This window comes from Gammaproteobacteria bacterium, from assembly GCA_015709635.1.
Lineage (GTDB): Bacteria > Pseudomonadota > Gammaproteobacteria > Burkholderiales > Nitrosomonadaceae > Nitrosomonas.
Genome location: CP054180.1, coordinates 613,589 through 627,603, shown reverse-complemented (window position 1 = coordinate 627,603; position 14,015 = coordinate 613,589). Strand labels below are relative to the sequence as shown.

Annotated in this window: 13 protein-coding genes; 9 read left to right on the top strand and 4 right to left on the bottom strand. The window is 49.5% G+C overall.

From position 1 onward, the window contains the following. Positions 1–19 precede the first annotated feature (19 nt). Both HRU78_02815 and HRU78_02810 read left to right on the top strand, forming a co-directional pair. Positions 20–838, top strand: coding sequence for a polyphosphate kinase 2 family protein (locus HRU78_02815; protein QOJ22710.1), 819 nt, complete (start codon positions 20–22; stop codon positions 836–838). Positions 839–892: 54 nt separating this feature from the next. Next, positions 893–2,380 (top strand): CHAD domain-containing protein, encoded by a 1,488-nt coding sequence (locus HRU78_02810; protein QOJ22709.1) that lies wholly within the window; start codon positions 893–895, stop codon positions 2,378–2,380. A 168-nt stretch (positions 2,381–2,548) separates the two neighbouring features. Here the strand turns inward: HRU78_02810 and HRU78_02805 are convergent, their stop codons facing one another. Together HRU78_02805 and HRU78_02800 are read right to left on the bottom strand one after the other, a co-directional pair. Beyond that, positions 2,549–3,478 (bottom strand): E3 ubiquitin--protein ligase, encoded by a 930-nt coding sequence (locus HRU78_02805; GenBank protein ID QOJ22708.1) that lies wholly within the window; start codon positions 3,476–3,478, stop codon positions 2,549–2,551. Between the two features lie 14 nt (positions 3,479–3,492). After that, positions 3,493–4,068: a LemA family protein gene (locus HRU78_02800; protein QOJ22707.1), complete on the bottom strand. Its 576-nt coding sequence runs from the start codon at positions 4,066–4,068 to the stop codon at positions 3,493–3,495. Positions 4,069–4,276: 208 nt separating this feature from the next. Between HRU78_02800 and HRU78_02795 the strand changes: the two genes are divergently transcribed. Beyond that, on the top strand, positions 4,277–4,675 hold the full coding sequence (locus HRU78_02795) for a DUF4156 domain-containing protein (protein QOJ22706.1): 399 nt from the start codon (positions 4,277–4,279) through the stop codon (positions 4,673–4,675). Between the two features lie 262 nt (positions 4,676–4,937). Continuing rightward, a complete protein-coding gene (locus HRU78_02790) occupies positions 4,938–7,184 on the top strand; it encodes an EAL domain-containing protein (protein ID QOJ22705.1) in 2,247 nt (748 codons plus the stop codon). Positions 7,185–7,502: 318 nt separating this feature from the next. Here HRU78_02790 and HRU78_02785 read toward each other — a convergent pair whose 3' ends face one another. Further along, complete coding sequence (locus HRU78_02785) at positions 7,503–8,087, bottom strand: Spy/CpxP family protein refolding chaperone (protein ID QOJ22704.1); 585 nt, start codon at positions 8,085–8,087, stop codon at positions 7,503–7,505. Positions 8,088–8,547: 460 nt separating this feature from the next. Between HRU78_02785 and HRU78_02780 the strand changes: the two genes are divergently transcribed. From HRU78_02780 to HRU78_02760, 5 genes are all read left to right on the top strand, one after another. After that, positions 8,548–9,612 carry a c-type cytochrome gene (locus HRU78_02780; GenBank protein QOJ22703.1) on the top strand — a complete coding sequence of 355 codons (1,065 nt, stop codon included), beginning with the start codon at positions 8,548–8,550 and terminating at the stop codon, positions 9,610–9,612. Positions 9,613–9,745: 133 nt separating this feature from the next. Further along, entirely contained in the window at positions 9,746–10,180 is a 435-nt protein-coding gene (locus HRU78_02775) for a hypothetical protein (protein ID QOJ22702.1), read from the top strand. Between the two features lie 442 nt (positions 10,181–10,622). Next, the gene (locus tag HRU78_02770; protein QOJ22701.1) at positions 10,623–10,853 is read left to right on the top strand and encodes a hypothetical protein; all 231 of its coding nucleotides are present in this window, start codon (positions 10,623–10,625) and stop codon (positions 10,851–10,853) included. A 62-nt stretch (positions 10,854–10,915) separates the two neighbouring features. Further along, positions 10,916–11,527 (top strand): ADP-ribose diphosphatase, encoded by a 612-nt coding sequence (gene nudF / locus HRU78_02765; protein QOJ22700.1) that lies wholly within the window; start codon positions 10,916–10,918, stop codon positions 11,525–11,527. A 178-nt stretch (positions 11,528–11,705) separates the two neighbouring features. Then, positions 11,706–11,912: a hypothetical protein gene (locus tag HRU78_02760; protein ID QOJ22699.1), complete on the top strand. Its 207-nt coding sequence runs from the start codon at positions 11,706–11,708 to the stop codon at positions 11,910–11,912. A gap of 68 nt (positions 11,913–11,980) precedes the next feature. On the opposite strand, the gene HRU78_02755 is transcribed toward HRU78_02760, so the two are convergent. Further along, entirely contained in the window at positions 11,981–13,684 is a 1,704-nt protein-coding gene (locus HRU78_02755; protein QOJ22698.1) for a GGDEF domain-containing protein, read from the bottom strand. Positions 13,685–14,015: the final 331 nt, after the last annotated feature.

The window sequence follows — 14,015 nt, the reverse complement described above, 5'->3', positions numbered from 1 at the left end:
TTAATCTTTGAAAAACACAATGAACAACCACCCAATAAAACCCGGCAGCAAGCTCGACCTGTCGCAATGCGATCCTGGTGATACTGGCGATTACAAGAAAAACGAGCAAGGCAAGGAAGAAGCCAAAGCTGTCACGGAAAAGTTGATCGGCAAATTGGATGAATTGCAGGAACGTTTGTTCGCCAACGGCAATCACGCATTGCTGGTTGTGTTGCAGGGTATGGATACCAGCGGCAAGGATGGCGTCATCAAACACGTGATGTCAGGCGTCAATCCACAAGGCTGCAAAGTAGTGACGTTCAAGACGCCGTCGGCGGAAGAGCTGAAACATGATTTTTTGTGGCGCGTACATCAAAAAGCGCCGGAGAAAGGTCAGATCGGTATTTTCAACCGCTCGCATTACGAAGATGTGTTGATCACGCGCGTGCATGACTTGATTTCGGACAAGGTAGTACAGCAGCGGTTTAATCAGATCAATGAATTCGAGGAATTATTGTCCGAAAGCGGCACGTGCATCCTGAAGTTTTTCCTGCATATTTCCAAGGATGAACAGAAGAAACGGCTGGAAGAGCGCATCAACAATCCGGAGAAACGCTGGAAATTCAGCACCGGCGACATCGAGGAGCGTAAATTCTGGAAAAACTATATGGAAGCGTTCGAAGCCATGCTCAGCGCCACCAGCACCGATCTGGCGCCGTGGCATATCGTGCCTGCCGATTATAAGTGGTACCGCAACTTGGTTATCGCGCAACAGGTGGTCAACGCGCTGGAAAATATGAAACTGAAAACGCCCCCACCCCCGGCCGGGATCAATTTTGATACCTTGAAGATTGAGTAGTACAGTATCCGCTCCGCGCTGCCTGTTGCAGCGCCATTCTCACGGGAAAATTGTATGGAAATCGAGCTCAAGCTGGCTTTGCAACCACGCCATGTTGCCCGCATCCGGCGCCATTCCTTGCTCAACAGCGGAAAACCTCAACAGCATCCCTTGCTCAGCATATATTTCGATACCCCGAAGTTTGATCTGATGCGGCGCGGCATTGCATTGCGCGTACGCCGCATCGGTAAGCAGTGGATTCAGACGCTGAAAGCCGAAGCGCAATCAGTCGGTGCGCTCACCAGCCGCCCGGAGTGGGAAGCGGCCGTCGCAAACGGCGACCAGCCGGATTTCTCCGCATTGCCGCAGGTGGCGTTGGATTTACTGGCGGGCATCAAACACAAACGCATCGCGCCGGTATTCGCCACCGAATTCCGCCGCACCGCATGGCAAATCGTTCATAGTAAAACACAAGCCGAAGTGGCGCTCGATCGCGGCAAAATCACCGCCGCCGGACAATGCCGGGAGATTTGCGAAGTGGAAATCGAGCTCAAATCCGGCAAGCCGGAATTTTTGTTCGATATCGCCGCGCAACTGCTGCACGCCGCACCGTTGCACATCGAGCCGCGCAGCAAAGCGGAGCGCGGCTATACGCTGTGCGGCGCCGTCAATCCCGGTGCGGTAAAATCCGTCCGCCCGGCCATTGCACACGGCCAGCCTGCGGGTGAAGCTTGGCATGCCGTCTTACAAGCAGCACTGGTGCAATTATCCGCCAACGTGCCGGGTTTTCTGGAAAACGCCCACGACATCGAATATCTGCATCAGCTTCGCGTGGCCATGCGGCGTTTACGCGCGGCCACTGGGTTAGCGCAATCACTGGAACAAGCGGCACCCGGCTGGGGCCAGCCGCTGCGTGAATTAATGCACGCACTGAACCCGGCGCGCGATTGGGATGTATTTCAGTATGAAATCTTGCCCGGTATTCTGCCGGTTCTGGCGGCACAGGCACAGCATACGGCCACCGGCGATGACGCCCTTGCAGTGCTGCAAAATGCCGCCGCACAAGCCCGTCAGCGTGCGCAAGCGCTATTGCTGCAACCGGCCTTCACCCAACTGATACTCGACATCGGCCGCAGCCTGCTCGCGACACCCACCGATACGCGCCAGCGCGATGCCGAAACATGGGCGGCAGCCATTCTCGAGCAACGCTGGCAAAAACTACGCAAACGCTGCCACGGTTTTTCCGGATTGAATCCGGCCGAGCGCCATCTGGCGCGTATCGCCGCCAAAAAGATGCGCTACAGCGCAGAAGCGTTTGCGCCTCTGTACGGGAAACAAACCGCGCCGTTCATTACCGCGCTGGCGGCTTTGCAGGACGAACTGGGCGTGGAAAACGACCGCTATAGGGCCATGCAATTATTGAATGAATTGCCGAAAAAAACCGCCGCCGTTAGCTTTCAGCTCGGGCAACTGAGCGGCGCACTGGCATGTGCGGCGCAACACGATCGATTATCGTCCGCAAGCTGGAAAAGACTGGCAAGATCGATCTTGTTTTGGCGTTAGGAAAGCTCGAAAAAACTGCTGCGCTCAGTCATGCTGCGTTGAAATCAGGCTCAAAATGCTCATTTACTAATCGTAAACTCCGCTTTCTCACCTGATTTCGCCTTGCCTGACCGTCGCTCGCTACTTTTTTCCGAGCTTCCCTGAGGAAATCCTGGGAAACAACTGCGTTCATCCATGCACATGAATCAGCCAAGCGGTCGCGCAAACCGATACGATGCACGCGCTTAGTGCGGCGTAGCTGTTGCGGCGGAATTTACGCATCAATAATGTCTGCGGATACACCGAGATGATAAAAGGCTGCGACGGATTGTGCGGTTTTGCGATGATATTGGTATCCGGCTCCAAAGCAAGTTGATCGTAAATACGCTGCGCCTCAACCCGCGCCTCGGAGCGCGCCGCTTCCCATTCCTGCTGATCGATATTGCCATCACGGTCGGTATCGAAGCGTTTCTGCAGCGCCGGTTGATCGCGTTTCCAGTCATTGATCACACCGATCATCACATCCCGCAATGATTTACGCGTAGTAGCGGAATGTGTGCTGAACTGCCCCAGGATATACAGCGGCTGCCCCGGCAGTATCAGCCATTCGCTGTAACGGTAGCGGTTCGACATGGCGTGCACGATCGACTGGCTTTCCAGCATATGCGTACGCGTCGGCCATTCGCTATTGCCGTACCACACCAGCTTTTCGTTGCCGTTGACTTCCGCGCGGTCCGGGTCGACATCGCAACTGCTGTCGCCGTCGGCAAGCCGGAAGCGGTGCTCGCTGGTATTGGTGTAGACAACGTTCCAGCGCGTTTGCGTACGGCCATTTTCGGTAAACGTCTCCTGCTGCTCAATTTTGCTCGAGTACCACAGACAGGGATGATTGCTGAGCGGTGCGTAAATCGGCTGGTTATCGATAAACTGGCCTTTACCTTCCAGTTCGACATAACCTTGATGCGCCGAACGCAATTTCGCCGTCGGCGTATCCTCGATGATGCGCAGGCGTTTCCAGTTGCGCACAAACCAATAGAAACTGAGCAATGCGGCAGCGACCACCGTGCCCAGCACATAGGGATAATCCTGCGGCGGAATCTCAGCCAGTATTTGATTCATGCGCAAGCCTCCCGTCAGCAGAACAGCTTGGCGATACTGACATCCTGCTTGTCCGCTGCGCTGAATTCGAGCAAATCGCGTGCTTTGAATTTAAACCAATGGGCGATGATGACATCGGGAAATTGCTCGATCCGCACATTATTGATTTTCACCGCTTCGTTGTAATACTCGCGCCGGTCAGCGATGCTGTTTTCAAGACCAGTGATGCGCGCCTGCAAATGCTGAAATTTTTCGCTGGCTTTCAGTTCGGGATAATCTTCCGCGACGGCAAACAGATTGCCCAAGCCGAGACGCAAATTATTCTCCGCCGCACCCAGCGCGCTGATGTTGCCCGCCTCGCGCGCGCTAGCGACTTGCGAACGGGCCGCAATCACTTGCTTCAGCGTTTCCTGTTCATACCCCATGAATTGCTTGCATGTTTCGACTAGTTTGGGCAATTCATCGTGACGCTGCTTCAGCAGCACATCGATATTCGACCACGCCTGCGACACACTATGCTTAATATCTACTAGGCTGTTGTACAGCATGACGCCGTATGCAATCGCAATGACCGCACCCGCCAGGGAAAGATAAATGATGATTTCCAACATTCCGCCTCCTCTCAGTTATGTGCCATGCACTATACCGCACGGCAAGTCCACGAAATAACTTGAAAAGACGCAGGGAGTGACTTCATTTCCCGGCATTGCGCCATCGCCCTGCATTCTTTCGCCAAAATGCTATTGACGGGTCATGCTGTGCTTATCTATGCTAACCGGCTTTAAAATACAACCAATACATGTCAGGAAGGAGTCATCCATGAGTGTTTCTAAATCCGGAATAGAGAGCAAGTTTACGAAAAAAGCATTATTGATTTTAATTGTCATCGGTTGTAGCGAAGTCTTTGCACAAACGAACGAAGCTCCGCAGCAACCGGAGAAAACCAAAACCGTCACCCTCATAGTCGGGGAAGAAGCTCCCGAGGGTTGCGAGTTGCTCGGCAAGGTAAAAGGTTCTTCCAGAGAAAATGATAGCGACACGGACAAAACGCCGTATGTGGACCGCTTGATCAAGGCCCGCAACAATTTAAGAAACGAAACGCAAAAACTCGGTGGTAATACCGTGCATGTCCTTTATTCCAATAATTCCGGAAGATATGAGGTTCCGGGTGCTGAGAAGGAAATCATTTTTGCCGGGCATGCCTATCGTTGTGAGTAGCCTCAAAAAACTGACAAAGCCTGCACGCCATCCACGCTTTCCTTCTGTTTTATGCTGCAGCGATTAATCAAAGGCTGCCTAGCCATAGCCTATGCCCTCGATTTGGTTGCATAATGCCGAGGAGAATGCAAGTCATTCTCCTGGCGGTAAGTTTTTGAACTTATGAACAATCTATCGTATAATTCCCGCCGATCCGGTTTGCATTTCTAATTTCTGTTCCTACATTTGAGTCTTCAAAATCACTGCCAATATCACCAGACGAATGAGTAAGAATACCCGTGTGAATGAGGATTTATCTCATCAGATTTATACGCCGACGAATTATTTCGATCTGACCAATATCGAACAAGGCAGGATCCTCCAGTTTCAGCAGGAAATTCTTCAATTAGTGGTACTCGGCAACGACTACAAGGAGATTTGCGAAAAAGTCTGCCTCTTGATGGAGCAGCTTCTGGATAACGCCGTTGCCACAGTCATGCTGTTGGATAAGGAAAAGCACTGCATGAATGTTTTCGCCGCTCCCAGTGTTCCCGAAGCATGCATCGTGCAACTGAATGGTTTGCGCCCGGGTCCGGGAGCCGGTTCTTGCGGCAATGCCGTTTTCCGCCAAGAGCCGGTTTTTATCGAAAGCACACTGGACGATCCGCGCTGGCAAAATATCCGCCAGTTAGCGATTGATTTTAATATTCTCTCCTGCTGGTCCATGCCGGTACGCAGCAAAGGCGGCGAATGCATCGGCTCGTTTGCGCTGTCCAGCTTTGAGCACCGTATGCCCAGCGCTTTTCATCGCAAGCTGCTGGAGATCGGATCGTTCATCATCGGCATTGCGCTGGAACAACAAAAGGTAAACGAGCAGCTCTACCTTTCCAGCAAAGTGTTTGAAAACAGTACCGAAGCGATCATGATCGCGGATGCCGGAAAAATTATCGTCTCCATCAACAAAGCATTGCAAAAAATTACCGGCTATACGGAAGAAGAAGTTGTCGGCAAAGCGGTATCCATCGTCACGTCGATCCGCCACGGCAGCAATTTTTTCCAGAAAATCTGGCACAGCGTCAAACAGCACAACCATTGGCAGGGAGAGGTATGGAACCGGCACAAGCAAGGCCGGGAGTATCCGTCATGGTTCAACATCATCCCGGTACGCAGCAAGGATGGTTTGATCAATTACTATCTGATCAATTTTTCCGATATCACCGACAAGAAAAAAGCGGATGAAATTATCTGGCGGCAAGCAAATTATGATTCGCTCACCGGGTTGCCGAACCGCAATATGTTTTACGAGCGGTTAAACCACGACATCAAAAGCGCCGCGCGCATCGGTACGGGATTGACCGTGTTGTTTATCGATCTTGACCGTTTCAAAGAAGTCAACGATTCTCTCGGACACAGCGTTGGTGATGCGCTGCTGGTGGAAGCGGCTAAGCGGTTGAACAGTTGTGTGCGGGAAACCGATACCGTGGCGCGTCTGGGTGGTGACGAATTTACCATTATTCTGAACGGCATCAGTGAACCGCAGCGTGCCGAAAAGATCATGCATACGATCCTGCTGGAGCTGGCCAAGCCGTTTTATCTCAGCAGTAAACAAGCTTATGTTTCAGCAAGTATCGGCGCGACATTTTTCCCCGATGATGCCAGCAACGTCGAGATACTGATGAAGAATGCCGATCAAGCCATGTACGCCGCCAAAAACAATGGCCGCAACTGCTGGAGTTGCTTTACGTCGAACATGCGGACCGCGAGCGAGGTCCGTTCGAGAACGGCATACGAGCTGCGCACGGCATTGAAGGAAGAACAACTGTATTTGCTGTATCAACCGATTGTCGAACTGGCAACCGGCAATATCTACAAAGCCGAAGCCTTGATTCGCTGGCGGCATCCGGAACGGGGCATCATTTATCCGGGGGAATTCATCACCATTGCGGAAGAAACCAACCTGATAATCGACATCGGCGATTGGGTATTCAAGCAAGCCGTCAATCAGGTTGCCTTATGGCAAGCCAATTTCAACACCGATTTCCAAATCAGTATCAATAAATCACCGAAACAATTCATCAGCAAAATGGGAGATTGGGTCAATCACTTGAACGAGCGCGGCTTGGACGGACAAAGTATCATCGTTGAAATCACCGAGAACTTGCTGCTCGATGTGCATGAATTGGTGGTTAAACAATTACTCAATTACCGCGATGCGGGTGTTCAAGTCGCCATTGACGATTTCGGCACGGGTTATTCCTCGCTCTCCTATCTGAAAAAATTTGACATCGATTACCTGAAAATCGACCGTTCATTCATTTCCAATCTGGATAGCAAATCCAGCGACAGAATTCTTTGCGAAGCGGTCATCACCATGGCGCACCGCCTGGGTATGAAAGTGATTGCCGAAGGCGTCGAAACCGATTTGCAAAAACAGTTATTGATCGCCATGGGCTGCGATTACGGCCAAGGTAACTTTTTCAGCAAGCCGATGATGGCTGATAAATTCGAGGCTTTTCTGCAACACAACTAAGGAAGCTCTGAAAAAGGTAGCGAGCGACGGCCAAACAAGGCGAAATCAGGTGAAAAAGCGCAGTTTACAAGTTGTAAATGAGTATTTTGAACGTGATTTCAACGCAGTGTGGCCGAGCGCAGTAGTTTTTCAGAGCTTCCCTAAGGAAATCGTGAAAACGGAAGGCGAGCGACGGCAAGGATGAATCGGGCGCAAAATGCTCATTTATCGCTGGCAAACTGCGCTCTCTCAGCTATTTCTTTTACCCGACCGTTGCTCGCTATCTTCTTCACAGTTTCCTTAGACCGGCATAACTGGCTCTAAAAAAACAAATGGAATTCAATGATCGCCATGACCGCTTTTTTTCTTGCCCTGATCGTGATCCGTTTTAATGGATTTCAGCAGCGCTCTTTGCTGATCCGATAAAACTGCATGGATGGCTTGGCGCTCTTTAATGTGATGCTCAACCATTGCGTTAAAGTCATCGATATGATTTTTTGCAGAACTGCGTAACTGCTCATCGCTCACACCCGGATTCATGCTTTCATGCCGGAAGGTATGCATGTCTTCTCGCAACCGGTGTTTGAGGTCTTCGTGCTCGGCTTTATTTTTCAAGTGCAAGCGGACAATTTTCCCCAATTGCTCATCGGTGAGTTTCAGCGTATCGGCATGCGAAATAATCACATGCGCATAATCATGCCGCATCTTCATTGCATGACCGTGATGATGACCGTGTCCGCCCGCTTTGCCCTTATCTTTGCAATGGCTGCCTTGACGATCATCGCCGCCTTTGGCGCTATCCTTGTCATGGTCATGCTGATGCGCTTGTGCCACAACCACGCCGTCGCTTGCATGGAGTGCGGCAGCAGGGCCGAGCACCAGAAAGAAAACCGCAGTCACCAACAAATAATTTCTCTTAGTCATGAGATTATCTCCTTTAATAAATCCGGTTGAACACATTTAAGAATGATCTGCGTAAATCCCACTCATTCAGGGTCAGAGCGGATCAGTGCGAACGGAATCAGATACTTACCTCTCGCCCCGAACTTGTCACGGCTTACGCAGACTTTTCTTAGACTATCGTCCACACAATACGTGCTTCGTTATTTTAGAAATTGCTCAGCCACATCAAAACTGCCGCCGCATAGCCACACAATCGGTATTTTGCATAACTTTCCAGCGCACACCGGCCACAATTCACTGGAAACTCGCCAAATGCGCAACTTCGCTATCTATATCAAATACAATCTGGGTATACTAAAAGCCGGTCAATCATTCATTGAAAAACCATCGATTACGAAGCGCCCTTTTTATTCTTAATTCGGTAAAAATTTTTCCCGTGAAATTGACCGGGGCGTGCTCACGTTAAATTCTTGGAGGATGTATGAAAGTATTTTTATTGCTGGCATTGATAGTAAGTTCCTACAGTTATGCGCAAAGTAGTCACGATCATCAGGATAAATCGAAAAGCGGCGATCAGCATGATGAAATGCATGATGGCGACCATCACGGCATGGGCATGGGAGGAATGCACGGCATGCACGGCGGTCACCATAAGCTGGACAAAACCACGCTGAAACAATTCTTTGAACCCTTACCCGCTTCGATCATTGATGAGAAAAAGAATGCCGCCTTGATCACATTAGGCAAGAAGCTGTACTCGGATCCACGGCTTTCGGTCAACGACACCATTTCCTGTAATTCCTGCCATCAACTGAATAATTTCGGCGTCGACGGTCAGCCGACATCACCGGGACATGAAGGAAAACGCGGCGGCAGAAATTCTCCGACGACCTTGAACGCCGCGCTGCATATTGCGCAATTCTGGGACGGCCGGGCCAAAGACGTTGAAGAGCAAGCATTGGGTCCGATTCTGAATCCGATCGAAATGGGCATGCCGAGCGAAGCTGCCGTGGTCGACAAATTGAAAAAAATAGACGAATACAAAGCTATGTTTGCCGAAGCGTTCAAAGATGAGAAAGATCCGATGCAATACAAAAACGTCGGTAAAGCCATCGGCGCTTTCGAACGCACGCTGCTGACGCCTTCGCGTTTTGACGATTTTCTCAATGGTGACGAAAAAGCGCTGAATGAAAAAGAAAAAAGAGGTCTGCATAAATTCATTCAGATGGGATGCGTAAACTGTCATAACGGTGTCGTGCTTGGCGGTAATTCCTATAAAAAGATCGGCCTGGTCGAACCGTATGAAACCTCCGATGTGGGCAGATTTGCGGTAACCGGCCTCGAAACCGATAAAAAAGTGTTCAAGGTGCCGAGCTTGCGCAACATCACCAAAACCGGGCCGTACTTCCATGACGGTTCAGTCAAAACATTGGATGAAGCGATCGAGGAAATGGCGGAACATCAGCTCGGCCGAAAAGTTGGTCCCGGATTTATCGAGGATGTCAAAGCTTTCCTGGGCTCTTTAACCGCCAAAGGTAAAGAGTAAGCTCAAATCCGATCCAGGTAATATGCAATAGGACGAATGTTACTCCCGCTGGCGCGGATAGTAGCATTCGTCACCACATCATCGATGAACGCACCGCCTTCACCATTCATCATCCAATATGAGAAAAAAGATAATGAGATTACTGACGGCATTGACGCTGGGATCAATTTTGTTATTTTTATCCGCCTGCTCCAGCACCGGCCCTATTGTTTATCCCAACACGCATTTTCTAGCGGTAGGGAAAGCAGCCGCTGAAAAAGATATCGAAGTTTGCAGAAAATTGGCCGAATCGGCTGGCGCCCGGGAAGGAGGGGATGGCAAACTCGGTAATGTTGCAACCAGCACAGCGATGGGGGCCGGCATTGGCGCTGCCAGCGGAGCTGCTGGAGGAGCCATCTACGGTGCTGCCGGCCAGGGCTCATTAGTCGGTGCAGCCAGCGGCGCCGTTGCAGGATTGCTCAGAGGCGTTCTATTTTCATCAAGATCCGCACAACCCGGTCAGGCTTACGTTAACTTTGTATCGCGCTGCCTGGAAGAAAAAGGCTACGAGATTACCGGCTGGCAGTAGCCGGAGAACTTTTATCCGCTCAAACGCCGCCAGCTATTTCGGCAATCAGCAAAGCCAATATGCCGAGCAATAAAACGATTACCCATTTGAGATGATGAGCAATATTGCGGAGTAACGTTTTTGTCTCTTCGTCCATGCGTTGTCTACCTGTTCCAAATAGCGTTTGATTCTACCAAATTATACCGCTTCCCATCACATAAGCCGGAAAAACCACCGGCCCCGGTGCCAGTACCGTATTCCACCGGCAAACTTTTCCTGTTAGAAAAAATCAAATAGCGTATATTTACAGTTAAGAAACGCCACTTAGTAAATGATTATTTGATGAATATCATTCAAATTTCAGAATTAGCAGGAAAAACCCGGTGTGATCTTTAATTGTTTTAGCGGCATGATCTGTTATCAATAGCTTATCTTCAAAAATGTTGAGATGGAGGTAATAGCGATGATCAAAGAACTTTCTTTTGACGATGACGATGGTGGCTACCCAGTTGATAGCTTTAGCGATGACGATGATATCCTTGCGGATAGCAAAATCCCACCCGGCAAGTTTGCCAAAATAATTGACGAATTTGAAACGGTGAAAGATGATTTTGATGATGACGAATTCGAGACCGTCAAAAATGACTTGGACGATGATGACGATGTGACGCTTGACTCGTTAGGATTGCGCTAACGCTATCAGTTGCTGCAACACTGTTGTGACATAGCGCGAACGCAAGATGACAATCTCTTCGCATGAAACAAACAACAGTGAATACAAACGTCGAAGTTATAGAGAAAACGATATGCTTTGAAGGTTTTTTTCGCATAGAAAAATACCGCTTGCGTCATCGGCTATTCAATGGTGACTGGAGTCATCCGCTGGTGCGTGAAGTATTCGAGCGTGGCCATGCCGCCGCCGTTCTGCCATATGATCCCGTTCGCGACGAAGTCATTCTGATCGAACAATTCCGGGTCGGCGCATTGACTGCGGCAGATGGATCGTGGTTGCTCGAAATTGTCGCCGGCGTGATTGAGGCCGGTGAAACAGCGCAAGACGTGGCTAAACGCGAAAGCATCGAAGAAGCCGATTGCATCATTAGCGATTTGATTCCGCTGTATGACTTCTTCGTCAGTCCGGGCGGCACCACGGAACGTGTGGCGTTATTTTGCGGCCGGGTGGATTCTACCCATGCCGGTGGTGTGCACGGTGCAACCGAAGAAGGCGAAGACATCAAAGTACACGTGGCATCCTTGGATACAGCCCTCACCTTGCTCAATTCAGGCAAAATTACATCGGCTAGCGCCATCATCGCTTTGCAATGGCTGGCACTGAACCGGACGTATGTCTGCAGTCAATGGACATAAACTTTTCCCACCTTTCTACTCGACTTTTTGCCGTCATCCTACAGCGGTAACAGCCTAGTTACGGCAGCACCATCAAACGCTGGAATTATTATAGAAAATCCTTTCTAATCCTTGATTTACACTTCCCAGAAATGTGTTCTACTGATAGCGTATCAACCCATTTTGCAAGGAGGCTGTCATGGCACTGAAAAGTTTTTCGTTTGATGATGAAGATAATATCGATCCCTCGGATATTGATGATGATTGCGCGTTAGCCGACGGCATGACACCGGATAGCCGGATCGTGGAGTTGATCGATGCATTGGAAATAAGCAATGACGAATTTGCTGATATCGATGACGGCGAGGATGATGAAATCATAGCGGATTTCCGGAAACTGCACTAAGCCTGCCGCTGCAGCATCCCGCTGTTTGCGCGAATAGCAGCGCTGTTTCTTTGCTTTCACCTACTACCTTAATCGGCTAGATCGGAACATACACAATTGCGCCCTTGCCGCTTGGCGCGATAAAGCTGTTGATCGGCTTTGGAAATCAATTCATCCAGCGATACACTCGCCACATAGGTATGCGCCACACCAAAACTGGCGGTAAATAAAAGCTTCTTATTTTTCTCGGTTGTCAGTTGGATAGTACTAATTTTGCTGCGCATCCGTTCGGCAATGGTAACGGCATCAGCCAAACGGGTTTCCGGTAGGAAAATCAAAAATTCCTCTCCGCCCCAGCGCGCCAGAATATCCCCGCTGCGCGCTTCTCTCTGCATAGTTTCCGCCAGCTGAATCAGAACACGGTCGCCCAAGGCATGACCGTAAGTATCATTGAGTAATTTGAAGTTATCGATATCCAGCATGATCACCGAGGTGCTGCTCTTGCTGCGTAGACTCATGGCCCAAATCGGTTGAACAAACTTATAAAAAGAGCGGCGGTTATTCAGATTGGTCAATGAATCTATACCCGCCATTTTTTCCGCCAGCAATTTTTCGTTCTGATTGATGTTAAAACGTTCGGCCAATGCCAGCGCAAGCAAGATGGCATCGATCATCATGCCGATATCCGTAGCCCGGTAGGTCATTTCGTTGAAAGGAATGACCCCCCAGACAGCATTGGCGGTAATCATGCCACCGCAGATCGAAAAAATCGACGCCAGCAGAAAATACTTGGCGTACCGGTTACCGGCTTGCAATGAAATGACGCCCAGCAGAATCGAAGCAACATAAAAAAATAAAATAAGAAACAAGGCTATCAACAACGCCGTGACAAATTTATCGGCCAGTATCGCGAGCAGCAATAAGGCGCACAGAATAGCCGAGCACACCACGGTCAAGCGATAAACACCCGGTCGGGACAATTTGATATTCAGGAACTGCAACGCAAAAGCAAACCCACTGACAGTACAAGCCATGATCAATACCGGATTAGCCCATTTCTGCCAGAGCGGCGATTCCGGCCACAGCCATTGATAGGCATGACCGGTATACGCAGCGTTCAACAATAAAAATAACAGCAGATAAATCGAATAGAACAGATAGGGACTGGTAAGCAATCCGAAATAGAGCATCACATTGTAAGCAACCAAAGCCAGGATGACACCGTACATGAAGCCATAGCTATATGCTTGCCATTGATTTCTCTCGGCCAGTTTTTCATTGCTGATGAAATAAACCGGTAAAACCATGGCATCATCCGATTCTATCCGCATCAACACGGTCGTCTCGCCAGCGCTGAAATCATGACCGGTGACAAAAAACCGATGATCAATCGGCCGCTGGGAAAATATCAAGCTGTCTCCCGTACGATAGCTGCCGATCAACTCATCCTGCCGGAGAAAATAAATATCGATTTTATCCAGCCAGGAAGTTTCCAATAGTATATTGCGATGCACTGCAGCTTCTGCATCATTCCTGACTTGAAATGCCAGCCATACCGGTTTTGCACCAATACCAAAATTGATGACGGAATTGCCGGATTGCGTGAAATGCCCGTTTCGGTACGCTGCCAAAGCACCCGGCAAACTCAAAGGGGTATCTTTCTCCTGATAAACCCGGATATACCGACCAATCGTTTCCTCATACTCCGCCGCAACATCGATTTCAGCACATGCCGGTGCGCTCGCCAAAATTGGCATGAATACGATGACCAGTAAGATGAGTATGTTTTTCATGCAGGCGAATTATCGGAATCAAGTCGATTGAAAAAGACCTCAAGCGGATTAAAACAAAATAACTTAAGCATACTGAATGGAATGGCGCATTCGCTATATATAATGAAAGATTATACTGCTTCTTTGCGGGATGAAAAAATTGTGACTTTTTGATTCATCTTCCTAAGCTTGCAAAGCGCGCAAGAAATGGGACCTATCATCGTGATGGGCGAATTTTCAACACATCTTCTCGCCACAGATCGCCCGCGCAGACAATTATTCAGTGTTTCTTAACACGGCAGTCATAAAAGAATGCTATCTTCGCATTATCCGTAATGTACCCCGCATGAAC